Source organism: Pseudomonas sp. NPDC086581 (genome assembly GCF_044746165.1).
Lineage (GTDB): Bacteria > Pseudomonadota > Gammaproteobacteria > Pseudomonadales > Pseudomonadaceae > Pseudomonas.
In genome coordinates this window covers 176469-201076 of the sequence record NZ_JBIVBR010000009.1, presented here as the reverse complement: position 1 = coordinate 201076, position 24608 = coordinate 176469, and the positions used below count along the sequence as shown (strand labels likewise).

The following is a 24608-nucleotide window of genomic DNA, read 5'->3' as shown; positions in this document are numbered from 1 at the left end:
GCGGCACCCGACGACGAAATTTCAGGAAAATCTTCCAGAACTTTCGTATACGAAATACGACAATGGAGATAAACATGAGCAAGAAGGTCAATTGGAGTGGCGTGTTCCCCGCAGTGACCACTCAGTTCAACGCCGATTTCTCGGTCAACCTGGAAGCCACCCACAAGGTGATCTCCAACCTGGTGCGTGACGGCGTCTCGGGCCTGGTGGTGTGCGGCAGCGTCGGCGAGAACACCTCGCTGTCCATCGAGGAGAAGATGGCCGTCACAGAAGTCGCCAAGGACGCTTCCGGCGGCCGCGTGCCGGTGATCTGTGGCATCGCCGAGTTCACCAGCCACGGCGCCTCCCAGGTAGCCAAGGCGGTGCAGAAGGTCGGCGTCGACGGCATCATGGTGATGCCCGCCCTGGTCTACTCCTCCAAGCCCCACGAGACCGCCGCACACTTCCGCAGCGTGGCCACCAGCACCGACCTGCCGGTGATGGTCTACAACAACCCGCCGATCTATAAAAACGACGTCACCCCGGACATCCTCATCTCCCTGGCCGACTGCGAGAATATCGTCTGCTTCAAGGACAGTTCCGGCGACACCCGCCGCTTCATCGACGTGCGTAATGAAGTGGGCAACCGCTTCATCCTCTTCGCCGGCCTCGACGACGTGGTCCTGGAGAGCATCGCGGTGGGCGCCGAAGGCTGGATTTCCGGCATGTCCAACGTCTTCCCGCAGGAAGGCGAAACCATCTTCCGCCTGTGCAAGGCCGGTCGCTATGAGGAGGCCATGCCGATCTACGAATGGCTGATGCCGATCCTCCACCTCGACGCCCGCCCGGACCTGGTGCAGTGCATCAAGCTCTGCGAAGAGATCGCCGGCCGCGGCACCGCCCTCACCCGCCCGCCGCGCCTGGCGCTGCAGGGCGCCGACCGCGCTCACGTGGAGACGATCATGGCCAAGGCGCTGGCGAACCGGCCGAAGCTGCCGGATGTGGGGCTCTGAGTCGCCGCCAGTGAGAAGAGCGAACGACCGTGCATGGGGAAGCTTCATGGTTCACCGGCACGCTCGACGCCCTCTCCCTAACCCTAGCTACGCGCCCCGCCCCGAAGGGAGAGGGGACTGGTTCGGCGTAAAGGGAAACCGCGTGCTCTGCCTGCCGCGACCAGGCCATCAGGAAAGCACAGCCGCCCGAGCCACTCTGACACTCCCTCTCCCTTCAGGGAGAGGGCTGGGGAGAGGGGCTCTTCGCCGCACCCAAATCCAGCACCAGAGAGCCCGCCCATGACCGCCCACAACTTCATCGCCGGCCAGCGCATCGGCGCCGGCACCGTCCGCCTGCAGAGCCTCGACGCCAGCACCGGCGAAGCCCTGCCCCGCGAATTCCTCCAGGCCACCGAGGCCGAAGTCGACGCCGCCGCTCGCGCCGCCGAAGCCGCCTTTCCGGCCTACAACACCCTGTCGCCGGAACGCCGCGCGCAGTTCCTCGACGCCATCGCCAGCGAACTCGAAGCGCTCGGCGACGACTTCATCACCACCGTCTGCCGCGAGACCGCGCTGCCCGCCGCGCGCATCCAGGGCGAGCGTGGTCGCACCGCCAATCAAATGCGCCTGTTCGCCAAGGTCCTGCGCCGTGGCGATTTCCTAGGCGCACGCATCGACCGCGCGCTGCCTGAGCGCCAGCCGCTGCCACGCCCGGACCTGCGCCAGTACCGCACCGGCGTCGGCCCGGTGGCCGTGTTCGGCGCCAGCAACTTCCCGCTGGCGTTCTCCACCGCCGGTGGCGATACCGCCGCCGCACTGGCCGCCGGCTGCCCGGTGGTAGTGAAAGCCCACAGCGGCCACATGGCCACCGCCGAGCTAGTCGGCGAGGCGATCACCCGCGCGGCCGAAGCCACCGGCATGCCGGCCGGCGTGTTCAACATGATCTACGGCGCCGGCGTCGGCGAGCCACTGGTGAAGCACCCAGCTATCCAGGCAGTCGGCTTCACCGGCTCGCTCAAGGGCGGTCGCGCGCTGTGCGACCTCGCTGCCGCGCGCCCGCAGCCGATCCCGGTATTTGCCGAGATGAGCAGCATCAACCCAGTCCTGGTGCTGCCCGCCGCCCTGGAAGCCCGCGGCGAGAAAATCGCCCGCGAGCTGATCGATTCGGTGGTCATGGGCTGCGGCCAGTTCTGCACCAACCCCGGTTTGGTCATCGGCATCGCCTCGCCGGCGTTCAGCCTGTTCGTCGCCAACCTGATCGCCGAGATCGGCCAGCGCCCGGCGCAGACCATGCTCAACGCCGGCACCCTGAAGAGCTACGAAAAGGGCATTGCCCGCCTGCTCACCCATCCCGCCATCCGCCACCTCGCCGGCCAGCCGCAGGAGGGCAAGCAGGCGTTGCCGCAGCTGTTCCAGGCCAAGGCCGAACTGCTGCTGGCCGGCGAGGAGCTGCTGCAGGAAGAAGTCTTCGGCCCGACCACCATCGTCGTCGAAGTGGCAGACGAAGCCGAACTGCGCCACGCGCTGGACGGCCTGCACGGCCAGCTCACCGCCACGCTGATCGCCGAATCCGAGGACCTGTCGCGCTTCGCCGCGCTGGTGCCGGTGCTCGAACGCAAGGCCGGGCGCCTGCTGATCAACGGCTACCCGACCGGTGTGGAAGTCTGCGATGCGATGGTCCATGGCGGCCCTTATCCGGCGACCTCGGATGCACGCGGCACCTCGGTCGGCAGCCTGGCCATCGACCGCTTCCTGCGCCCGGTGTGCTACCAGAACTACCCCGACGCGCTGCTGCCCGAAGCGCTGAAGGACGCCAACCCGCTGGGTATCGCGCGGCTGGTGGACGGCGAAAAGACGCGCAGCGCGGTCACTCGCTGAAGGTTCGTCGGCGCGGGAGTGAACTGTCGGCCAGTCCCGCGCCGATGCTCAGCCCCGGCCTTGCGCCGGGGCTTTTTTATGCCCGCTCATTGTTGAGCCCAGGCACCGCTCCTACAGGGATTTGCGTTATTCCAGCAGCTTGCTCAAATCGGCATACAGCGAATCGCTGATCTCCACGCCCTCGGCGAGGCTGCGCTTTCGCGCCGCGAAACGCCGCTGCGACGGCAACCGCGCGCCCATGTCGACGATGGATTCGAACAGCGTCTCCGCCCGCGCCAGGTGCTGCGCGGCATCCGCACCCAGGAAGCGTGCCGGGTCCAGCGCGATCAGCAGCTCGCCGTGGTGCGGCGAGGACTTGGTGCCCTCGTCGAACACCGTGGATTCGGCACTGGTCAGGTCGCCGATCAGCGGGCCGGCAATCAGCTCGACCATGGTCGCCAGCGCCGAGCCCTTGTGCCCGCCGAAGGTCAGCATGGCGCCATCGAGCACGGCGCTCGGGTCGGTGCTGGGGTTGCCCTGGGCATCTATACCCCAGCCCAGCGGAATCGACTTGCCCTCGCGCTCGTGCAATTGGATTTCCCCCCGCGCCACCACCGTGGTGGCGAAATCGAAGACATAGGGATCGTTTTCGCCACGCGGCCAGCCGAAGGCAATGGGGTTGGTGCCGAACAAAGGCCGCGTGCCGCCAGCCGGTGCCACATAGGCCTGCGCCGGCGTGACCGCCAGCGCGACCAGGTCCTGGGCGGTTATCCGCTCGATCTCCACCCACAGCGCCGAAAAGTGCACACAATGATTGATCGCCAGCGCCGCCAAGCCCTGGCTGCGCGCCTTCTCCACCAGTTTCGGCAGGCCCAGGTCGAAGGCGCATTGCGAGAAGCCCCCCTTGGCGTCCACCCGCACAATCGCCGGCGCAGGGTCGAAAAGTTCCGGCACGGCATCGGCCACCACCTTGCCGGCACGCACGGTATGGATGCAGCCCAGCAACCGCCAGACGCCGTGGGATGTGCAGCCATCGCGTTCGCCGGCCAGCACGGTGTCGGTCACCGCCTGCACGTGGGGTTCGCTGAAGCCGTTGTGGCGCAGGATCGCCACCGACAGTTCGCGCAGTTCATCCAGGGTCAGTCGGGCCACGCCATTCTCCTCAGATTGCAACAAAAGCCTGCGGCAAACCGCCGCCGGTCGGTGATCGGTCTACCATGGAGTCTCGCGCCCGGCCCCGCTTGCGCGCAATCGCCGGCAGCGACGACGATTTCGGCACAGCCTGACGACCGCATCCCGACCATCCGGTCGTCCGAAGGATTGGCCCCACGTTGCTTGGGCCAATCCAGAGCTTCGGGTAAACTTCCACATCTTTGCCTTCTCATAACGATCAGCCTGATGCCCACGACGTTCCACGAGATTCCCCGCGCGCGCCCTGCCACGCCCCTGCTCGACCGCGCCAGCACGCCGGTCGAGCTGCGTCGCCTGGGCGAAGCGGAGCTGCTGCCCCTCGCTGACGAACTGCGCCAGTACCTGCTGTACAGCGTCGGCCAGACCGGCGGCCACTTCGGCGCGGGCCTGGGCGTCATCGAACTGACGATTGCCCTGCACTACGTCTTCGACACCCCGGATGACCGTCTGGTATGGGACGTCGGCCACCAGGCCTACCCGCACAAGATCCTCACCGGGCGCCGCGAGCGCATGGGCAGCCTGCGCCAGAAGGACGGCCTGGCCGCCTTCCCGCGCCGCTCGGAGAGCGAGTACGACACCTTCGGCGTCGGCCACTCCAGCACCTCCATCAGCGCCGCCCTCGGCATGGCCATCGCCGCTCGCATGCAGGGTTCGGGGCGCAAGTCGGTGGCGGTGATCGGCGACGGCGCACTGACCGCCGGCATGGCCTTCGAAGCGCTCAACCACGCGTCGGAAGTGAAGGCCGACATGCTGGTGATCCTCAACGACAACGACATGTCGATCTCCAACAACGTTGGCGGCCTGTCCAACTACCTGGCCAAGATCCTCTCCAGCCGCACCTACAGCAGCATGCGCGAAGGCAGCAAGAAGGTGCTCTCGCGCCTGCCCGGTGCCTGGGAGATCGCCCGCCGCACCGAGGAATACGCCAAGGGCATGCTGGTCCCCGGCACGCTCTTCGAGGAGCTGGGCTGGAACTACATCGGCCCCATCGACGGCCACGACCTGCCGACCCTGATCGCCACCCTGCGCAACATGCGTGACCTCAAGGGCCCGCAGTTCCTCCATGTGGTGACCAAGAAGGGCAAGGGCTTCGGCCCGGCCGAGATCGACCCGATCGGCTATCACGCCATCACCAAGCTGGAGCCCGAGGGCGCCCCCGCCCACGCCGTGCCGAAGAAGGCCGGCGGGCCGAAATACTCCAGCGTGTTCGGCCAGTGGCTGTGCGACATGGCTGCGCAAGACCCACGCCTGGTCGGCATCACCCCGGCCATGAAGGAAGGCTCCGACCTGGTGGCCTTCGCCGACAAGTTCCCGGACCGCTACTTCGACGTCGCCATCGCCGAGCAGCACGCCGTGACCCTGGCGGCCGGCATGGCCTGCGACGGCGCCAAGCCGGTGGTGGCGATCTACTCCACCTTCCTGCAGCGCGGCTACGACCAGCTGATCCATGACGTCGCGGTGCAGAACCTCGACGTCTTGTTCGCCATCGACCGCGCCGGTCTGGTGGGCGAAGACGGCCCGACCCACGCCGGCAGCTTCGACCTCTCCTACCTGCGCTGCATCCCCGGCATGCTGGTGATGACTCCCAGCGACGAGAACGAACTGCGCAAGCTGCTCACCACCGGCCATCATTTCGAAGGCCCGGCGGCGGTACGCTACCCGCGCGGCACCGGCCCCAACGCACCCATCGAGGCGGCGCTGGAAGCGGTCGAGATCGGCAAGGGCGTGCTGCGCCGCGAAGGCAAGGCCGGCAAGGTCGCCTTCCTGGTGTTCGGCGTGCAACTGGCCGAAGCGCTGAAAGTCGCCGAGCAGTTCGATGCCACCGTCGCCGACATGCGCTTCGTCAAGCCGCTGGACGAAGAGCTGGTGCGCCAGCTGGCCGCCAGCCACGAGCTGCTGGTGACCGTCGAGGAGAACTCGGTGATGGGTGGCGCCGGCGCCGCCGTCAGCGAATTCCTCGCCCGCGAGAATATCCAGCAGCCGATCCTGCACCTGGGCCTGCCGGACTACTACGTCGAGCACGCCAAGCCCGCGCAGATGCTCGCGGAGTGCGGGCTAGACGCCGCCGGCATCGAAACATCGGTGACGGCGCGCCTGGAGGCCCTCGGCCAACGCTGAGACCGATCGGCGCATCCCTCCCCCGGAGTATTGCCAGTGACGGGCGCACCGACTAAGGTGCGCCCGTTTTCGTTCGAGGTAACGGGAAGCAGGTGAAAGACCTGCGCTGCCCCCGCAACGGTAACCGACGCGCTCCCTGCGGGAGCGCAGCATCGCCATCCGCCACTGCTTACGCGGGAAGGCGGCGATGTGACGTCGGCAGCCCGGAGACCGCCCTCGACACGCCCCGACAGGTGTTGCGGAGGGCCGCACCGTCAAGTGCGGCCTGCCGCCCTTGCCACGCCCTCCTCGAAAGTCATCCGACCGCTTTTGAGGACGTTCCATGAAACTGACCCGACTCGCCCTGGCCACCAGCCTGCTGCCCGGCCTGGCCTTAGCCGCCGACGACATCTACCGGCTCTCCGACCAGGTGATCACCTCCGCACGCCAGGCCCAGCCACGTGCCGAAGCCACTTCGGCCAACAGCGTATTCACCCGTGCCGACATCGAGCGCCTGCAAGTGCGCAGCGTTCCCGCCCTGCTCGCCCGCGTGCCCGGCGTGCAGATGGGCAGCTCCGGCGGCGTGGTCTCGTACTCCGTGCGCGGCACCAGCACCGCGCAGACCCTGGTGCTGGTGGACGGCCAGCGTATCGCCTCGGCCAGCAGCGGCATCGCCCGCCTGGATTACCTGAGCATCGACAGCATCGAGCGCGTCGAAGTGACCCGCGGCCCGCGTTCCGCACTGTACGGCGCCGACGCCATCGGCGGCGTCATCCAGATATTCACCCGCCGCGGTGACGCCGGCCTGCACCCCGAAGTACGCCTGGCTGCCGGTAGCCACGGCACCTTCGAACGCAGCCTGAGCCTGTCCGGCGGCGACGAGCAAACCCGCTACAACCTCGGTGGCAGCCTCGACGAGAGCCAGGGCTGGGACCGCACCAGCGACAACATCGGCGCCGACAGCGACGACGACGCCCAGCGCAACAAGGCCGTGCACCTGAACCTGGACCACCGTTTCAGCGAGGACTGGAAGGCCGGCCTGAACCTCAACGACCAGCGCGGCAAGAACGAATACGACGACGCCTACAACTTCGAGCCGGGCTCACCCCGCGACGAATTCCGCGTCAGCAGCTACAGCACCTACCTCGACGGCCAGATTACGAAGATGTGGAACAGCCGCCTGGAACTGGGCCGCAGCTTCGACCGCAACAAGGCCGTAGGCGCCGCCGACAGCTGGAACAACGGCACGCTGGAAACCACCCGCCACTCGGCGAGCTGGATCAACCGCCTGCAACTCGACGACGCCAACCAGCTGGCGCTGGGCGCCGACTGGTACGAAGACAAGGTCGACGGCAGCACCGCCTTCGCCGACGACCAGCGCAGCAACCGCGCCTTCTTCGCCCAGCACAGCTTCAAGAGCGACAACTTCGGCACCGAGCTGGGCATCCGCCACGACAACAACCAGGCCTACGGCAGCCAGAACAGCTGGAACGCCGCCCTCAGCCTGCCGGTAGGCGACAGCCAGACCTGGATCGCCAGCTACGGCGAAGGCTTCCGCGCGCCGACCTTCAGCGACCTCTACTACCCCGGCGCCAGCAACCCGGACCTGAAGGCCGAGACCTCGAAGACCTACGAGCTGCAATGGCGCGGGGACTTCTCCGGCACGCACCTGGAAGCCTCGCTGTACCGCACCGAGATCGACGACCTGATCGCCTGGGACAGTACCAGCAACCAGCCGGAGAACATCAACAAGGCACGCATCAATGGCTTCGAGGCCAGCGTCGCCCGCGACGTGCTCGGCTGGCAGGCCGCCCTCGGCCTGAGCCTGATCGACCCGCGCGACCGCGACACTGGCCATACCCTGCCGTACCGCGCGCGCCGCACCCTGAGCCTGGATCTGGATCGCCAGTTCGGCGCCTTCGGCGTCGGCGGCACCTGGCGCGCAGTCAGCCAGCGCTACGACGACGCGGCCAACACCCGCGAGCTGTCCGGCTACGGCGTGCTCGACCTGCGCACCAGCTGGCTGGCCAGCGACGAGATTCGCTTCGACCTGAAGCTGGATAACGCCCTGGACCGCGACTACACCCTGGGCGACTACCTGCGCCCGACCAGCCCGACGGACTACATGGGCGAAGCCCGCCCGTATCGCGAACCAGGCCGTACCGCCCTGCTGGCGGTGACCTGGACGCCGGAGCTGTAAGCGAAGCGGCCTGACGCCCCCTCACCCTAACTCTCTCCCGGAGGGAGAGGGGGCCGTTCGGCGCAGGGCGAAACTACAGTTTCGTAGGGCGCATAACCTGGAACAGGTTATCCGCCGCACACTCCTCCGGCGGATAACGCTGGCGCGTTATCCGCCCTACCGCCCAGACAGAACACCGGTGTGGAAATGGGTTCGCGAGGAAGCTCGCTCCTGCAGGTCCTGTTTACGCCGAAGCTTCGGAGTTTGCCGGGCTGCTCTTCGTAGGAGCGAGCTTGCTCGCGAACCCGCACAACCACGGGCTTAGACCAGAACCCCCGCCATCCGCCCCAGCTCCGCGCAATCGCGCGCATGCCAATCGGTCAGTTCGGGCCAGGGGTTTTCTGGCAGGTTCACCAGCGCACTGCGCGCCCCGGCGGCGCGGGCGCAGTCGAGGTCGAAGCGGTAATCACCCACCATGAGCATCTTCTGCGGCACCACGTCCCAGCGCGCGGCGAGGCGCAGCAAGCCGTCCGGACTGGGCTTGGGATCGGCTTCGCCACGGCCGAGAACATCCTCGGTGAGGAAGCAATCGCCGATACCGATGGCGTCCAGCGTAATCAGCGCCAGCTCATGGGCATTGCGGGTAAGGATGCCCAGTCGGTAGCCAGCGCCATGCAGCGCTCGCACCAGCTCCACCGCACCCGGCGCGGCTCTCGAAGCCACCGCCAACTCGCGCTCGTGCTCCAGCAGCCAGGCATGCTTGGCCGCCGCTTCGTCCTCCGGCAGCGCGGCCAGGTGGGTGAGGATATCGTGCTCCTGGGGAATCCCCAGGGCGCGCTTGATCGCCGGAAAATCGTGCACTGCCAGGGTCAGGGTGCCGTCCATGTCGAACACCCAGTGGCGGATGCTTTCCAGCGTCATGCCCAGTCCTCGCGGCGACGGATCAGGCCTTCCTGGGTCGAGGAAGCGACCAGCTGGCCGTCACGATTGAAGATACTGCCGCGCACGAAGCCGCGGCCGTTGCCGGCCCAGGGGCTGTCGATAGCGTAGAGCAGCCACTCGTCCGCCCGCAGGTCGCGGTGGAACCACACGGAATGGTCGATGGTGGCGACCTGCATGTCCTTCTGCCACACCGAGCGGCCGTGGGGCAGCAACGAGGTGGTGAGGAAACCGAAGTCCGAGGCGTAGGCGAGGATGTACTTGTGCAGCGCCGGGATGTCCGGCAGCTTGCCGTCGGCGCGCAGCCAGAGGTACTTGATCGGCTCGCCGACCTCGGGGTCGTACGGGTCGTTCTCGGTCACCGGGCGGATTTCGATGGGCTTGGGATAGAGCAGTTTGTCGCGGATGCGCTCGGGGAACTGCGCAGCACTGCGCTTCTTCAGCTCCTGGTCGGTCGGCAGGTTCTCCGGGCCGACCACGTCGGGCATGCTGATCTGGTGCTCGAAGCCTTCCTCATCGGTCTGGAACGAGGTGCTCAGGGCGAAGATCGGCTGGCCCTTCTGGATCGCGGTGACGCGGCGGGTGCTGAAGGTGCCGCCGTCGCGCACGCGGTCGACCTGGTAGACGACCGGCTTGCTGGCGTCGCCGGGGCGCAGGAAGTAGCCGTGCATGGAGTGCACGTGGCGCTCCGGGTCCACCGTCTGGCTGGCCGCCGACAGCGCCTGGCCGAGCACCTGCCCGCCGTACAGCTGGCGGAACCCGAGGTCCTGGCTCGTGCCGCGGAACAGGTTCTCTTCGATCTGTTCCAGGCTCAGCAGAGCCACCAGGTTGTCCAGGATCTGGGTCATGCGCGTTGTTTCCTCAATTGCGGTCTTGCTGAAGTGGGAGTCGGCGCGGCGACGGATAAGCGGGAAGGCTGCTGAGGCGTTCGTCCCACACGGCGCGGCCGATGGTGAAATGATAGAGGCTGACCGGGCAGTCCGGACCACCGCCGAGCAATTCGTCCAGCGCCGGATCGAAATAGCAGCCGATGCCGGTGCCCGACAGGCCCGCCGCTTCGGCTTCCAGGTAGAGCAACTGGCCGACCTGTCCGGCTTCCCAGTACAGGCGCGGGTAGGTCCACGCGCCCTCGGTCAGCGCGGCGTCGAGATCGGCCAGCATGGCGAAGGCAATGCAGCCGTCACTGGCAATGTCCTGCCCGCAGGAGAGGAGCGCCGACAGCCCGCGCGCATCGCCGGAGAGCAGGCGATACAGCGGCACGCCGCTCTCCTCCACCGGTTGCCACAGGTAATCCTCGCGCAGTCCCCCCGCCGCGCGGCCACTGCGGCCGAGCCAGTACAGGCCCGGCTCCAGGCCCTGGACGCGATGGACGAAGAGCAGCAGGTCGATGCGCGTCGGCTCGCCGGTGCAGGCGAAAGGCACGGACGAGAGCTCGGGCATCAGACGGCGCAGCCAGGCATACAACAGGTCGGCGTGAATACCGCTGCGGCCGTCCATGGACTGGGCGCTGCGCCGGCGATGCAGGATCGGGCGCAGCGGCAGGCCGGGGTTATCCACAGCCGCCTCGGCGTGCGTTGCCCACCAGTCACGGGCCGGCAGCGCGGGCGCGCGGCACAGCTGATGCACGCGCTCCAGCTCCGGCCAGTGGCGATAGTCCCGCGACAGGCGATTGGGCGTACCGGCCAGCGGCAGCTCGGCGAGCCCCTTGAGCAGCGTAATCGGCAGCGGGAATTCGGCAGGCTGCGCCGGGCCTATCCACAGCAGCGCATCGGCGAATTCGTGCTCGCTGAAGCCTTCGCGGTCGAGGCCGATCAGCGTATCCAACCGGTCCTCGGCGACGCCGCGCAGCAGGCGCACTTCCCAGCCCTGGATCGCCGCGGCGATACCGAGACAGGCCAACGCGTGACCGAGATCGTGATTGCAGTAGCGATAGGCGCGCTCGCCGTACTTCCAGGCTTCGCGCCAGGGAATGCTCGCCAGCGCCAGCAGGAATCCGCCAGCGGGCAACGCCTCGTTGAGCCTTTCGGCCAGCGGCGCGGGCAGCTCGGCGCGCACCTCCAGCATATGCGCGTCGGCGCTGTAGTGCGCCAGCAGCGCGGCGTTATCCACAGCCCCGGCGGGCAGCAGCAGATAGGCTTCGGTCGGGTGCAGATTGCCGCTGGACGGATTCACCCGTAGCGCCCAGCGATTGCCGCCAGCCTCTTTCCAGGCCGAGATCGCCAGGCTGTCGTAGAGCAGTTGCGAGACGCTGGCGAGGTTCAGCGGCGCGGGCGCGCCGACCGGGCCGGCGAACACCTGGTCATAACCCGGCGACTCTTCCTGCGGCCGGTGCAGCAGTTCGATGCAGCGCGCGCCGGCATAGCGGCGGAAGGCCGCCGGCTGGGTCGCCCAGTCGAGCTGGCCGGGGCCGGGGGCGAAACGCTCCGGGCGATGGCTGCTCAGCTCGTGATAGGCGCGCACGCCTTCGCTCGGCGTCATGGGCGACGAATCCGGTAGAGCACATGCTGGCGCAGCGGATGGCCTTGCGGCAGGCGCGGATGCTCGAAGTCTCCGGCCTCGTCACGCTGCATGCCCAGGCGCTGCATCAGTCCCTGGGACGGCACGTTGGCTGGCACGGTGAAGGCCACCACTTCCTCCAGCCGCAACTGTTCGAAGGCGAAGGCCAGCGCCGCGCGTGCCGCTTCCAGCGCATACCCCTGCCGCCAGTAGGCCGTGTTGAAGCGCCAGCCGATTTCCACCGCCGGAGTGAACGGCGCCTCGAAGGACACCCGCTGCAGGCCGAGCACGCCAATGAAGGCGCCATCCTCGCGGCGCTCGACTATCCACTGGCCGAAGCCGTGCTCGTCGAAGTGTTTCAGGATGCGGGCGGCCAGCAGGTCGCTGTCCTCGCGGCTCATGCAGGCCGGGAAGTGGCGCATCACCTCGGCGTCGGCGTTCAGCGCGGCAAAGGGCGCCAGGTCGTCATGGCACCATGGCCGCAACAGCAGGCGCTCGGTGGTCAGGCTGGGAAAATCCATGGGAATCATCACGGCTCATCAGAGGTCACCATGATACCCGGCGACGAGCTTGTAGGACGCACTCCGTCAGACGAGGCGCAATCGATTCAGCACAGAGGCGACTTCATCTGGTATTTTTCTCCCACCTTCGCTGTCGGTCACTGCCTTGACCGTGCTCACGCAGACAGCCGCGCCGCCAGGGCGCACCTCAAAAAAGACCAAGGAACTTCCATGACGACCTCCACCACCGGACTGCAACGCAGTACGGCCCTGGTGCTTTTCGCATTGGCTGTCGGCGGCTTCGCCATCGGCACCACCGAATTCGCCACCATGAGCCTGCTGCCCTACTTTGCCCCGGCGCTGGGCATCGATGCCCCGACCGCCGGCCACGTGATCAGCGCCTACGCCCTGGGCGTGGTGGTTGGCGCGCCGCTGCTGGCCGTGCTCGGCGCACGTCTGCCACGGCGCACCCTGCTGGTCCTGCTGATGGCGCTGTTCGCCCTCGGCAACGGCCTCAGCGCCCTGGCGCCGACCTACCACTGGATGCTGCTGTTCCGCTTCATCAGCGGCCTGCCTCACGGAGCCTACTTCGGCATCGCCGCGCTGGTCGCCGCCTCCATCGTGCCGCCGCACCGGCGCACCGTAGCGGTTGGGCGGATGTTCCTTGGCCTCACCGTCGCCACCATCATTGGCGTGCCGTTGGCCAACTGGCTGAGCCAGGCCGTGGGCTGGCGCTGGAGCTTCGCGCTGGTGGCAGCGCTGGGCGTGCTGACGATGATCTGCGTGCGCATCCTCGCCCCGCTGTCGCCGGCCGAGCCGGACTCCAGCCCGCTGCGCGAACTGAGCGCACTCAAGCGCGGCCAGGTCTGGCTGACCCTGGGCATCGGCGCCATCGGCTTCGGCGGCCTGTTCGCGGTGTACACCTATCTGGCCGACATCCTCGGCGCGGTGACTCACGTCTCGCCGAGCATCGTACCGCTGGTGATGGCGGTGTTCGGCATCGGCATGACCCTGGGCAACCTGTTCATCCCGGTACTCGCCGACCGCGCCGTGATGCCCACCGCCGGTGGCCTGCTGGTGTGGAGCGCGGTGGTGCTGGCGATCTTTCCGTTCACCGCGGGGAACATCTGGGCCATCTCGATCTGCGTGTTCTTCGTCGGCTTCGGCGGCGCCCTGGGCACCGTGCTGCAGACCCGCCTGATGGACGTCGCCGAAGACGCCCAGGGCCTGGCCGCAGCGCTGAACCACTCAGCGTTCAACTTCGCCAACGCACTGGGCCCGTATCTCGGCGGCCTGGCCCTTGCGGCCGGCTACGGCTGGACCTCGCCGGGCTGGGTCGGCAGCCTGCTGGCCATCGGCGGCTTCGTGCTGTGGTCGGTCTCGATGGCCACCAGCCGCGGCTCGCAACGCAACGCGGCAGTCTCCAACGAAGGCTGAAACGACAAGGGCCGGCGCAATGCCGGCCCTTTCGTCTGCGCGCCGCGCCGACGTACCCTGTGAGTACCTTCCCGACTCGCCGACACCATGCCGCTGCCCTTGGTCTACCACGACGACTACAGTCCGCCCTTCCCGGACAACCATCGCTTCCCCATGGAGAAGTTCCGCCTGCTGCGCGACCACCTGGTGGACAGCGGACTGGTAAGCGATGCGCAACTGCTGCGCCCGGAGCTCTGCCCGCAGGATGTCCTCGCCCTGGCCCACGACCGCGACTACATCGAGCGCTATTGCAGCGGCGACATGAGCCGCGACGAACTGCGCCGCCTCGGCCTGCCCTGGACTGAAGCCCTGGCCCGCCGCACCGTGCGCGCGGTGGGCGGCTCGCTGCTCAGCGCGGAACTGGCGCTCGAACATGGCCTCGCCTGCCACCTTGCCGGGGGGACGCACCATGCGCACCATGACCACGCCTCGGGCTTCTGTATCTTCAACGACCTGGCGGTGATCAGCCTGTACCTGCTGGAGAGCGGCAAGGCCAACCGCGTGCTGATCTTCGACTGCGACGTACACCAGGGCGACGGCACCGCGCGCATCCTGGAGAACGTGCCGGACGCGGTGACAGTGTCATTGCATTGCGAGAAGAACTTCCCCGCGCGCAAGGCGCAGAGCGACTGGGACATTCCCCTGCCGCTGCACCTGGGCGACGCGGAGTATCTGAAGGTGGTGCAGGAGGCGCTGGATTACCTGCTGCCGCTGTACCAGCCGGACATCGTGCTCTACGACGCCGGTGTCGACGTGCACAAGGACGATGCCCTGGGCTACCTGCAACTCACCGATGCGGGGCTGGCGGCGCGGGACGAACACGTCATCCGACGCTGCCTGGCCAGCGATATCCCGGTGGTGGGCGTGATCGGCGGTGGCTACGACAAGGACCGCCAGGCGCTGGCCCGGCGCCATGGCATCCTGCACCACAGCGCCGCGCGGGTGGCGCGAGAGCTTCAGTTGGCCCGGTAACGCGAGTTGTTGGTGTCCATGCGCGAGGGCAGTCGCTGCTGTTCCCAGCGCGCCAGTTCATGGGCGGAGAATCCCAGCAGCGCGGCGGCACGCGGACGGCACTCATCGCCGTAATTCCTCTCGCAGAAGCGCATCACCTGCTCGGGCACATGGTGCTGCAGCAGTTCCTGGGCGCGCAGCGGTCCCGCGTACTGCAGGTAGCGCGGCAACAGGCGACTCCAGTTGGTGAAGACATAGAGGTTGTGCAGCGCGACCTGTATCGACAGCAACTCCAGCACCCGCTGTTCGAACTTGACCTTCGAACCCTGCAGGTTCTTGTTCAGCCGCACCACCATGTGGGCCACCGCCTCGTTGAGCAGAGTGCGGATTTCCTCGCTGGGGAGGCTACGGATGACAATGTCGAGGCCATTCACCCGTACGCGGGTGTCGCTGCCCTCCACCCACAGGTGGGCCTCATGAGAGCGAAGGTAATCACGGACTTTCATCGTCAGTTGGACCAAGGTTGCAAGAGGTCCGCATGCTGATGGATTCACAAAAGCGCCAACATCGGCGCAATCCCGATCCCACGTAGGAATTATCGTAACCCCTACCGCTCAGGAGTCGGAAAACACCTTCCCCACTCCCGAGTTTTTTCCACGACAACTGTGGGGCGGCCTGTGGATAAGCTGCGGAAAAGCGCCTGCCGCGTCCGCCGCCGCAGGCTCCGCGAGAACTGGACAAAAAATGAGCAACCGGCGCGTAGCACCGCTGCGCTAGAATTGCGCCCTTTCCCGCACTCCTTCGCCTGGCCTCCTGCATGACCGATCTCCGCCCGCTCGCCTCCCCTACCGCGATTGTCATCGGCGGCGGCCCCGCCGGCCTCATGGCGGCCGAAGTCCTGGCTGGCGCCGGCGTAGCGGTGGAGTTGTTCGATGCCATGCCCTCAGTCGGGCGCAAGTTCCTGCTGGCCGGCGTGGGCGGCATGAACATCACCCATTCCGAGGCGCGCGAGCCCTTCCTGTCGCGCTACGGCCAGCGTGCACAAACCCTCGCGCCAGTGATCGACGCCTTCGACAGCCAGGCGCTGTGCGCATGGATTCATGGCCTGGGCATCGAGACCTTTGTCGGCACCTCCGGCCGCGTCTTTCCCACCGACATGAAGGCCGCTCCGCTGCTTCGTGCCTGGCTCAAGCGCCTGCGCGAAGCCGGTGTGGTCATCCACACCCGCCATCGCTGGCTGGGCTGGGACGCCGAGGGCGCGCTGCTGATCGAAGGACCGGAGGGCCGGCGCAGCGTCAGCGCCGACACCACCGTGCTGGCCCTCGGTGGCGGCAGCTGGCAGCGCCTGGGCTCGGACGGCGCCTGGGTGCCGCTGCTGGCCGAACGCGCGGTGGATATATCGCCGCTGCGCCCGGCCAACTGCGGCTTCGAAGTGGCCGGCTGGAGCGAGTTCTTCCGCGACAAGTTCGCTGGCGCACCGGTCAAGCCGGTGGCGCTTTCACTGGCCGGAGGAACGCCACGCCAGGGAGAGTTCGTGGTTACCGCCGGCGGCATCGAGGGCAGCCTGGTCTATGCGCTGTCCTCCGGCATACGTGAGTGCATCGAGCAGACCGGCAGCGCCACCGTGCGCCTGGACCTGCTGCCCAACCGCAGCCTGGAGCAGGTCGCCAAGGCCGTCGCGCAACCGCGCGGCTCCAAGTCCATGGCCAACCACTTGCGCGGCCGCCTGGGGCTGGATGGCGTGCGTGCCGGGCTGTTGCGCGAGTTGTCCACCGCTGCCGACTACACCGACCCGCAGCGCCTTGCCCAGTTGATCAAGGCGCTCCCGCTGACCGTGGTGCGCCCCCGTCCGCTGGATGAAGCCATCAGCAGTGCCGGTGGCGTGACCTTCGAGGCGCTGAATGAACAGCTGATGCTCAAGGCGCTGCCGGGCGTGTTCTGCGCCGGCGAGATGCTCGATTGGGAAGCGCCCACCGGCGGCTACCTGCTCACCGCCTGCTTCGCCAGCGGCCGCGCCGCCGGGCTCGGCGCATTGCAGTGGCTCGAAACGCAAGGCTGAATGCTGCCTTTAATGGAACCATAGTGCTAGATTCTCGACTCCCACCCAGGAGTCGCCTGCATGCCGCTGACCTTCCGCCGCGCCCGCCCTGATGACGTCGATGCCGCCATCCCGCTGATCTACAGCTCCGGCCCCGACGCCTTCGACTACGCCTTCGCCCGCCCCGGCCGCAACAGCGCCCAGGACTTCCTGCGCTACGCCTTCGTCCAGGGCGGCGGGCAGTTCGGCTGGCGGCAGCACTGGGTCGGCGAACAGGACGGCCGGGTAGTGGCGGCCGGTACGGTGTTCGGCGGCGAAGCAACACTGGGCTACCTGCTGGCGGCCACGCGGCAGATCCTCGGTTATTTCGGACTGGGTTCGGCGGGGGTAATCCGCCGGGGCCTGCAACTGGAGAAGATCATCTGCCCGCCGCCGCGCCGGACGCTGTACCTCGCGCACCTGGGCGTCACGCCGACGCTGCGCGGCGAAGGCCTGGGCAGCCAGCTGATCGATCACTTCCTGCAGATGGGCCGCGATGCCAACCTGCCCATGGCCGCGCTGGACGTTTCGGTGGCCAACCCCAAGGCCCAGACGCTCTATGAACGCCTGGGTTTCAGCGTGCAGGTGGAGCGCGTCTCGACCCTGCCGGGCGTTTCCAGCCACCGCTACATGCAGCGCCAGCTCTGAGGTAGACTCCCGGCCAGCCGCCCGCCAGAGGCGGCCTGCTCCGTTGCCGTCGTGAAAGCCTGCTCACGCATTAACCAGGAAGGTTGCCTATGAGCACTGCCAGCGTTGAACTGAAAGTCTTCGTCCCCGCCCGCGATTTCGCACTCTCCCAGCAGTTCTACAAGGACCTGGGATTCCTCTCGCCGTGGAACTCCGAAGAACTCGCCTACTTCCACCATGGCGATCACTGCGCCTTCCTGCTGCAGAACTACTACGTCAAGGAATTCGCCGAAAACCTGATGCTGCACCTGTTGGTGGAGGACGCCGACGCCTGGTACGCGAAGGTCCGCGACTCCGGCCTCGCCGAGCGCTACGGCGTGCGCCTCGGTGCACTGGAAGACCAGCCGTGGAAGATGCGCGACTTCACCCTGCACGACCCGAGCGGCGTGCTCTGGCGGATCGGGCATAACCTCGATTGAGTCCCCGGAGTCGACCTGTGGGAGCGCGCCATGCGCGCGATCGCGGGCATGGCCCGCTCCTACAGCGGGCTCCGAAGTTGCCGGCAGGAGCGAGTCACAGCGGTTATTTCAGGTACCAGCCCCAGGGCTGATCCGAGATGTACTCGGTCACCTGCTTCACCTCCAGGTAGTTCTCCAGCCCCCACACGCCCAGCTCGCGGCCGATGCCGCTCTGCTTCATGCCGCCCCAGGGCGCCTGGGTGAAGGTCGGCTGAGAGCAGTTGACCCAGACGATCCCTGCGCGCAACCCGTCTGCCACCCGCGCAGCACGTTGCGGGTCGCCCGACATCACCGCACCGGCCAGGCCGAAACGGCTGTCGTTGGCCAGGCGCAGGGCCTCGGCCTCGGTCTTGAAACGCTTCACACAGAGCACCGGGCCGAAGATTTCCTCGCGCCAGATCAGCGCGTCCTCGGTCGGTTCGTCGAAGATCGCCGGCTCGATGAACCAGCCCTGCTCCAACCCCGCCGGGCGCTTGCCGCCGGTGAGCAACCGGGCGCCGCCCGTGCGGCCTTTTTCGACGAAGCCGAGTACCTTTTCGTGCTGCCCCTGGCTGACCAGCGGACCGAGCAGCACGCCCGGCTGCAGGCCGTCACCGATGGTGATGGCGCGGGTCGCCTCCACCAGCCGCTCAATCAGCCGTGGGGCGATGCCCTCCTGCACCAGCAGGCGCGAGGTGGCGCTGCACACCTGCCCCTGGTTCCAGAAGATACCGAACAGGATCCATTCCACCGCCGCCTCGACATCGCTGTCGTCGAAGACGATGAAGGCCGACTTGCCGCCCAACTCCAGGCTGACGTTCTTGATGTCCTGAGCCGCCGCCGACATGATCCGCGAGCCAGTCGGCACGCTGCCGGTGAAGGCCAGCTTGTCCACGCCTGGGTGCTGGCTCAGCGGCCCGCCGGCCTCCGCGCCGAGGCCCGGCAGCACATTGAGCACGCCCGCCGGCAGGCCGATGGCGTCCGCCGCGGCGGCCAGTTCCAGCGCGCTCAGCGGCGTCAGCTCGGACGGTTTGAGTACGCAGGTGGCACCCGCCGCCAAGGCAGGCGCGACCTTCCACGCCGCCATCAGCAACGGGTAGTTCCAGGGGATGATCTGCCCCGCCACGCCCACCGGTTCCTGGCGGATGCGGCAGCGAAAGCGCTCGTCGGGCAGCGCCAGCAACTGGTCCTGGCGCTGGTCCAGTTCCCGCGCCAGCTCCGCGTAATAGCGGAAGCAGCCGATGGCGTCGGCCACGTCCCACTGCGCTTCGGGCAGTGGTTTGCCGTTGTCGCGCACCTCCAGTTCGGCCAGTGAATCCTGGTGGCGCTCCAACTCGCCGGCCAGTGCCTCCAGCCATTCGGCGCGCTCGCTGCCGCGGCTCTGCCCCCAGCCGCGATTGAACGCGGTGCGCGCCGCACGCACAGCGTGATCGACGTCTTCCTCGGTGGCCGCCGGCACTTCCTGCAGCGGCTGGCCGGTGGCCGGGTCGAAGCTGGTGAAGCGGCCGCCCAGGTCCGGCCGGACCCACTGCCCGTTGATGTAGAGCTGGTCGCGCATCCTTCAGTCTCCTTGAAGTCGGCCCTCAGGCGGCCTGAACGCCGGTGCGGCGGTTCTGCAGGTAGCGGGAGGTGAACAGCAGCGCCAGCGAGGCACAGATGATCACCGTGGAGATGGCGTTGATCTCCGGCGTGATGCCCCGGCGGATCGACGAGAAGATGTAGATCGGCAGCGTGGTCTCGGAGCCGGCGACGAAGAAGGCGATGATGAAATCGTCGAAGCTGAAGGTGAACGCCAGCAGGAAGCCGGCGAGGATGGCCGGGGCGATCTGCGGCAGGGTCACCCGCCAGAAGGTATCCAGCGGCGGCGCGTAGAGGTCGGCGGAGGCTTCCAGCAGCGACTTGTCCATTGCCTCGACGCGGGTGCGGACGATCACCATCACCAGCGCCATGGTGAACAGCGAGTGCGCTGCCACCACGGTGCCGAAGCCCATGTTGAGTTTCGGCAGGCCGATGTCCAGCAGCGCCAGCAGCGGGTTGAGCACGTCGAACAGGGTGATGAAGGCGATCAGCGTGGCGATGCCGATGACGATGCCCGGCACGATGATCGCGCAGTAGGTCAGCGCGTCGAACAGCAGGCGCACGCGCTTGCCGACCCGCTGCAGGCCGAACACCGCGAGGGTGCCGAACAGGGTGGCGATCAGTGCCGAGCAGAGGGCGATCAGTGCGCTGTTGCCCAGGGCTTCCAGGATGAAGGGGTTGTCGAAGGCGCGGCCGAACCACTGCACCGAGCAGCACTGGAAGCTCAGCCCGCTGCGCCCGGCGTTGAAGGCGAAGAGCATGATCAGCGCGATGGGCGCGTAGAGGAACAGGTAGACCGAGGTGGAGTAACTGCGTAGCCACATGTCAGAGCACCCCGTCGTTACGCGAGCCGCCGTAGCGGGCCACGAGTTTCAGATACACGCCGATGATCACCAGCATCATCGCCACCAGGGTCATAGCCACCGCGCTGCCGAACGCCCAGTTGCGCGATTGCAGGAACAGGTCGACCAGCGCGTTGCCGACGAAGAACACCTTGCCGCCGCCGAGAATGGCCGGGATCAGGAACTCGCCCATGAGCAGAATGAACACCAGCATCACCCCGGTGATCACCCCCGGCGCGGACAGCGGCAGGGTGATCCGGCGGAAGGTTTCGAAGGCGCTCGCACCGAGGTCGCCGGAGGCTTCCAGCAGGCGCTTGTCGAGCTTCTCCAGGGTCACGTAGATGGGGAACACCATCAGCGGCAGGTAGCCGTAGACGATGCCGATCAGTACCGCGTAGGGCGTGTTGATCAGGCGCACGTCGGCGATGCCGAAGGTCTCCAGCAGCGCCGGGATGCCACGGCCGCTGAGCAGGAAGATCCAGGCGTAGGTGCGGATCAGGAAGCTGGTCCAGAACGGCACGATCACCAGCGTGAGCAGCAGCGACTTGTTGCGCCGCACCTTCACCGCCAGGAAGTAGGCCAGCGGGTAGGCCGCCAGCAGGCACGCCAGGGTGCCCAGCGGCGCGAGGGTCAGGGTGTTCCAGAAGGCCTGGGCGCGGGAGCCGAGGTTCAGGTAGTTCTCCAGCGTCAGCCCGCCGCCGTAGCCACCCACAGCGCTGCGCTCGCCGAAGCTGAAGACCAGGATGATCACCAGCGGCATCAGGAGCAGCAGCAGGAACCACAGGGTGGACGGCAACAGCAGCAGGAGCGTGACGCGCCGGCCAAGGCTTTTTGCGCGCGAGGCGCTGGGCGTCGCCTGGGTCTGCGGCAACGGGGCGCTGACAGCGATGTTCATGTTCGATTCCCTACGCATGGAACGGACCTTCGCGGTAGGGCGAATAACGCGCCAGCGTTATCCGCCGCATTCCGCACAAGCGCCAGAATTGCCGATCAGGCAGCCTTGAACCGCGCCATCAGTTCGGCGCGCGCCGGGCTGGTAAGGGTCGCCGCGGCGCCGAACTCCAGCGGCGACAGGCGCTCGGCCGCCGGGTACATGATCGGGTCGTCGAGCATCTCCTTGGAAAGCAGCGCATCGACGCGCTTGTCCCCGCTCGGGTAGCCGTGGGAGAGCACCTCCAGCTTGTTGTGCTGCGGGTCGAGCAGGTAGTTGATGAACGCGTAGGCGGCATCGCGGTGCTCGGCGCTCTTGGGAATGGCGAAGAAGTCGCTCCAGATCTCGCCGCCTTCCTTGCCCAGCACGAAGGTCATGTCCGGGTTGTCGCGGTGCAGCTGGGAGGCGTCGCCGGTCCAGGCCATGGCCATCCAGGCGTCGCCGTTGCGCAGCGAGGGCTGGATGTCGGAGTTGATCGCGAACAGGTGCGGCTTGGCCTGGATCAGCAGCTTCTCGGCCTCGGCCAGCTCCTTCGGGTCCAGCGAGTTGAAGCTGTAGCCGTAATACTTGAGCGCGTTGCCGATGGCGGTGAGCTGGTAGTCGTGGACGATGGTGCGGCCCGAGGCGCTGGTCAGGGTGAGGTCCCAGAACTGCTTCCAGGAATCCGGGCTGCCCTTCACCCGGCTGGCGTCATAGACGATGCCGGTGGTGCCCCAGTTCTTCGGTACGGCATAGACCTTGCCGTCCACGGTGCCCTGGGCCATGAAGCGTTCCTCGAAGGCCTTGGGGTCGAAGTTGGGGATGCGCGACAGGTCCAGCGGCTCGATCAGCCCGAGCTGTACGTAGGTGCTGATGGTGTAGTTGGTCGGCACGAAGACGTCCCAGCCGCTGCCGCCAGCCTGCAGCTTGGCGAGCATTTCCTCGTTGGAGCCGAACACGTTCATCTGCACCCGCGCGCCGCTGGCCTTGGCGAAGGCGTCGAAGTTCTCCTGGCTGTGGTAGTTCGGCCAGGTGGCCAGGGCCAGGCGGTCACCGATGTTGCTGCCCTCGGCGGCGTAGGCCTTGCCGCTCAGCAGGCCGGGGGTGTTGGCGGCGACCACCGCCATCGCCAGCCCGAGGCCGGTCTTGCCGAGAAAGTCGCGCCGCGTGATGGAGCCGTTTTCCCAGCTGCGCATCGTCTTGATGAAGCTCTTCTTGTCCATCGTCACTCCCCGCCTGTCTGCTGATTGTCGTTATGGTTGGATCGTCGAACTCAAAGGGCCATGGCCAGGCCGCTGGCCTGGTTCCAGCCGACCTGTACCGGCGCGCCGTGCTCGAAGGCTTCCGCCTCGCCGCCGGCCTTGCGCGGCACACGCACGCAGACGATGCCGAAAGCGTCGGTGCGTACGCGGTATTCAGTAAGGTTGCCCAGGTAGATGCGGTCTTCGACGCGGCCCTTCAGGCGCACTTCGCGCTGCAGGTCAGAATCAGCGGCAGCGATCCCGACCAGCTCGGGGCGCACCGCGATGCAGCCTTCGGCCTGGGGCGCCAGCGTTGGGCCGGTGGGCGTCGGCGGGCTGCTCAGTTCCAGGCCGGCCGGGGTGCCCAGCACCACACGGCCGGAGTCGAGGCGGCGCACGGTGCCGGAGAACAGGTTGGACTCGCCGATGAAATCCGCCACGTAGCGGCTCGCCGGGGTTTCGTAGAGCGCTTCGGGGGTGGCGGTCTGGATGATCAGACCGTCCTTCATGATGCTGATGCTGTCGCTCATCGACAGCGCTTCTTCCTGGTCGTGGGTGACCAGCACGAAGGTGATGCCGACCTCGCGCTGCAAACGCAGCAGCTCGGACTGCATCTCCTTGCGCAGCTTGCGGTCGAGTGCGGCCAGCGGCTCGTCGAGCAGCAGCACGGTGGGCTTGTTCACCAGTGCGCGGGCCAGCGCCACACGCTGCTGCTGGCCGCCGGAAAGCTCGTGGGGCTTGCGCGTGCCGAAGCCGGACAGGCGCACCATCTCCAGCGCCTCGTCGGCCATGCGGCGCTGCTGCGCGCGGTCCGGTCGCGGCGTGCGGTAGCGCAGGCCGTAGGCGATGTTCTCGGCCACCGTCAGGTGCGGGAACAGCGCGTAGTGCTGGAACACCATGTTCACCGCACGCTGGTGCGCCGGCACCCCGGCCACTGCCTTGCCGGCCAGCAGTACCTCGCCTTCGCTGGGCTGCTCGAAGCCGGCGATCATCCGCAGGGTGGTGGTCTTGCCGCAGCCGGAGCTGCCGAGGAAGGAGTGGAAGGCGCCGCGCTTCACCCTGAAGCTCAGCCCGTTGACCGCCGGCACGCTGCCGTAGCGCTTGACCACGTTGCGGAATTCGATATCGAAGTCCTGACCGCTTTCCATCACCGCGCGCTCCCACTTTGTTCTTGTTGGGGCTCACGCTATCAATGGCGGTTTCGGGGTGTATATATCCCTCGGGGGATAGATGGCGGGATTGAATATCCCGGTACGCGCCGGCGCTCCTACAAATGAGATCCTCCGGCGCTGGCCAATCACGTAGGGCGGATAACCGTGAACGGTTATTCGCCCTACGGTCAGCCGACCGCCAGCATCCCACCCGCCGCGTCGCGCCCCGCCAGCTCGCGGATGAACAGCCCGAGCAGCTCCGACTGGCTGCCGATGCCGAGCTTGGCGTAAATGTTCTTGCGGTGGATCTTCACCGTTCCCGGACTGATGTCCAGCTGCTCGGCCACCGAGGCGCTGGAGTGGCCGCGCAGCAGCAGCTGGACGATCTCCTGCTCGCGGGGCGTGAGCAGCTGGGCGCCGAACTGGTCGAAGGCCTCGCGGATCTGGTAGTCCAGATCCTGCGCTGGGCGCGGTTGGGCGCGGCGCAGCTCCCAGGCCTCGCGCACCACCTGCTCGACCACCGGTCGCGCGCACTCCAGCAGCTGCATCTCGTCGCGGCTGTAGGCCGGACTGGAGGTCTTGCGCATCAGCGAGAGCACGGCGGTGGCGCCATCGGCGAGGTCGATGAAGAAGGCGATCTCCTCGGTCAGGCCGGTCTGCTGGTAATACGTCTGGTAGTACTCGCCCAGGTAGAAGTGGTCCGGCGCGAACTGCCGCAGGCGCCACAGCCCCGGCGCCTGGTGGCGGGTGCAGGCGAGGTAGAAGGGATCGAGCAGGTACGGGCCGACCTGGTAGTCCTCGACGTAGACGTGGCGGACGTCGGCCGGGAAGGTGTCGAACAGGTCCAGCGGCCGGTGGTTGCCTTCGTAGACGAAGAGCACGAAGTTATCCACCGCGCACACCTGCTGCAGCCACTGGCTGAGGCCGAGCAGGCGCGGACGACCGGCGGCCAGCGGGAGCAGATGGGCGACTCCGCCGGTCCAGGCTTTGAGTTCCTTGTGGCGCATGGGCTGTCGTTCTTGTTGTGT

The 24608-nt window shown here is 67.3% G+C and carries 21 protein-coding genes and 1 riboswitch; of the genes, 9 read left to right on the top strand and 12 right to left on the bottom strand.

Annotated elements, in window-relative coordinates; all coding sequences use genetic code 11:
* Positions 1-74 precede the first annotated feature (74 nt).
* On the top strand, positions 75-992 hold the full coding sequence (locus ACIPK7_RS19305; protein WP_401089589.1) for a dihydrodipicolinate synthase family protein: 918 nt from the start codon (positions 75-77) through the stop codon (positions 990-992).
* Positions 993-1271: 279 nt separating this feature from the next.
* Positions 1272-2849, top strand: coding sequence for an aldehyde dehydrogenase (NADP(+)) (locus ACIPK7_RS19300; RefSeq protein ID WP_401089587.1), 1578 nt, complete (start codon positions 1272-1274; stop codon positions 2847-2849).
* A gap of 126 nt (positions 2850-2975) precedes the next feature.
* Here ACIPK7_RS19300 and ACIPK7_RS19295 read toward each other — a convergent pair whose 3' ends face one another.
* The gene (locus ACIPK7_RS19295) at positions 2976-3980 is read right to left on the bottom strand and encodes an Ldh family oxidoreductase (protein WP_401089585.1); all 1005 of its coding nucleotides are present in this window, start codon (positions 3978-3980) and stop codon (positions 2976-2978) included.
* Positions 3981-4226: 246 nt separating this feature from the next.
* On the opposite strand from ACIPK7_RS19295, the gene dxs reads away from it, so the two are divergent.
* Together dxs and ACIPK7_RS19285 are read left to right on the top strand one after the other, a co-directional pair.
* The gene (gene dxs / locus ACIPK7_RS19290; protein ID WP_401089583.1) at positions 4227-6137 is read left to right on the top strand and encodes a 1-deoxy-D-xylulose-5-phosphate synthase; all 1911 of its coding nucleotides are present in this window, start codon (positions 4227-4229) and stop codon (positions 6135-6137) included.
* Between the two features lie 37 nt (positions 6138-6174).
* A riboswitch (cobalamin riboswitch) is annotated at positions 6175-6371 on the top strand.
* An 88-nt stretch (positions 6372-6459) separates the two neighbouring features.
* Complete coding sequence (locus ACIPK7_RS19285; RefSeq protein ID WP_401089581.1) at positions 6460-8316, top strand: TonB-dependent receptor domain-containing protein; 1857 nt, start codon at positions 6460-6462, stop codon at positions 8314-8316.
* A 300-nt stretch (positions 8317-8616) separates the two neighbouring features.
* Here ACIPK7_RS19285 and ACIPK7_RS19280 read toward each other — a convergent pair whose 3' ends face one another.
* Genes ACIPK7_RS19280 through ACIPK7_RS19265 form a run of 4 tightly spaced genes read right to left on the bottom strand, consistent with a single transcriptional unit; the run spans position 8617 to position 12251 of the window.
* On the bottom strand, positions 8617-9216 hold the full coding sequence (locus tag ACIPK7_RS19280; protein WP_192431779.1) for an HAD family hydrolase: 600 nt from the start codon (positions 9214-9216) through the stop codon (positions 8617-8619).
* A complete protein-coding gene (gene tesB, locus ACIPK7_RS19275; RefSeq protein WP_045214955.1) occupies positions 9213-10082 on the bottom strand; it encodes an acyl-CoA thioesterase II in 870 nt (289 codons plus the stop codon). Before tesB ends, ACIPK7_RS19280 begins: the two co-directional genes overlap by 4 nt.
* Positions 10083-10095: 13 nt before the next feature.
* A complete protein-coding gene (locus ACIPK7_RS19270; RefSeq protein ID WP_401089579.1) occupies positions 10096-11712 on the bottom strand; it encodes a nitroreductase family protein in 1617 nt (538 codons plus the stop codon).
* Complete coding sequence (locus ACIPK7_RS19265; protein ID WP_192431781.1) at positions 11709-12251, bottom strand: GNAT family N-acetyltransferase; 543 nt, start codon at positions 12249-12251, stop codon at positions 11709-11711. Before ACIPK7_RS19265 ends, ACIPK7_RS19270 begins: the two co-directional genes overlap by 4 nt.
* A 210-nt stretch (positions 12252-12461) precedes the next feature.
* Between ACIPK7_RS19265 and ACIPK7_RS19260 the strand changes: the two genes are divergently transcribed.
* The gene (locus ACIPK7_RS19260; protein ID WP_401089577.1) at positions 12462-13667 is read left to right on the top strand and encodes an MFS transporter; all 1206 of its coding nucleotides are present in this window, start codon (positions 12462-12464) and stop codon (positions 13665-13667) included.
* Between the two features lie 87 nt (positions 13668-13754).
* Complete coding sequence (locus tag ACIPK7_RS19255; protein WP_401089575.1) at positions 13755-14678, top strand: histone deacetylase; 924 nt, start codon at positions 13755-13757, stop codon at positions 14676-14678.
* Here the strand turns inward: ACIPK7_RS19255 and ACIPK7_RS19250 are convergent.
* Positions 14663-15163: a hypothetical protein gene (locus ACIPK7_RS19250; protein ID WP_401089573.1), complete on the bottom strand. Its 501-nt coding sequence runs from the start codon at positions 15161-15163 to the stop codon at positions 14663-14665. The two genes, ACIPK7_RS19255 and ACIPK7_RS19250, sit on opposite strands and share 16 nt — an antisense overlap.
* Before the next feature lie 311 nt (positions 15164-15474).
* Between ACIPK7_RS19250 and ACIPK7_RS19245 the strand changes: the two genes are divergently transcribed.
* From ACIPK7_RS19245 to ACIPK7_RS19235, 3 genes are all read left to right on the top strand, one after another.
* Positions 15475-16716 (top strand): TIGR03862 family flavoprotein, encoded by a 1242-nt coding sequence (locus ACIPK7_RS19245; protein ID WP_192431785.1) that lies wholly within the window; start codon positions 15475-15477, stop codon positions 16714-16716.
* A gap of 60 nt (positions 16717-16776) precedes the next feature.
* Complete coding sequence (locus ACIPK7_RS19240) at positions 16777-17382, top strand: GNAT family N-acetyltransferase (RefSeq protein WP_192431786.1); 606 nt, start codon at positions 16777-16779, stop codon at positions 17380-17382.
* Positions 17383-17471: 89 nt separating this feature from the next.
* Entirely contained in the window at positions 17472-17840 is a 369-nt protein-coding gene (locus ACIPK7_RS19235; RefSeq protein ID WP_192431787.1) for a VOC family protein, read from the top strand.
* Positions 17841-17943: 103 nt separating this feature from the next.
* On the opposite strand, the gene ACIPK7_RS19230 is transcribed toward ACIPK7_RS19235, so the two are convergent.
* The 6 genes from ACIPK7_RS19230 to ACIPK7_RS19205 form a co-directional block, all read right to left on the bottom strand.
* Positions 17944-19416: an aldehyde dehydrogenase family protein gene (locus ACIPK7_RS19230; RefSeq protein WP_401089570.1), complete on the bottom strand. Its 1473-nt coding sequence runs from the start codon at positions 19414-19416 to the stop codon at positions 17944-17946.
* Between the two features lie 25 nt (positions 19417-19441).
* Entirely contained in the window at positions 19442-20260 is an 819-nt protein-coding gene (locus ACIPK7_RS19225; protein ID WP_081517210.1) for an ABC transporter permease, read from the bottom strand.
* Position 20261: 1 nt separating this feature from the next.
* Complete coding sequence (locus tag ACIPK7_RS19220; protein WP_081517209.1) at positions 20262-21173, bottom strand: ABC transporter permease; 912 nt, start codon at positions 21171-21173, stop codon at positions 20262-20264.
* 95 nt (positions 21174-21268) lie between these two features.
* Positions 21269-22411 (bottom strand): PotD/PotF family extracellular solute-binding protein, encoded by a 1143-nt coding sequence (locus ACIPK7_RS19215; protein WP_401089568.1) that lies wholly within the window; start codon positions 22409-22411, stop codon positions 21269-21271.
* Positions 22412-22461: 50 nt separating this feature from the next.
* The gene (locus ACIPK7_RS19210) at positions 22462-23577 is read right to left on the bottom strand and encodes an ABC transporter ATP-binding protein (protein ID WP_401089566.1); all 1116 of its coding nucleotides are present in this window, start codon (positions 23575-23577) and stop codon (positions 22462-22464) included.
* A 191-nt stretch (positions 23578-23768) separates the two neighbouring features.
* Positions 23769-24587 (bottom strand): LuxR C-terminal-related transcriptional regulator, encoded by an 819-nt coding sequence (locus tag ACIPK7_RS19205; RefSeq protein WP_192434822.1) that lies wholly within the window; start codon positions 24585-24587, stop codon positions 23769-23771.
* Positions 24588-24608 lie beyond the last annotated feature (21 nt).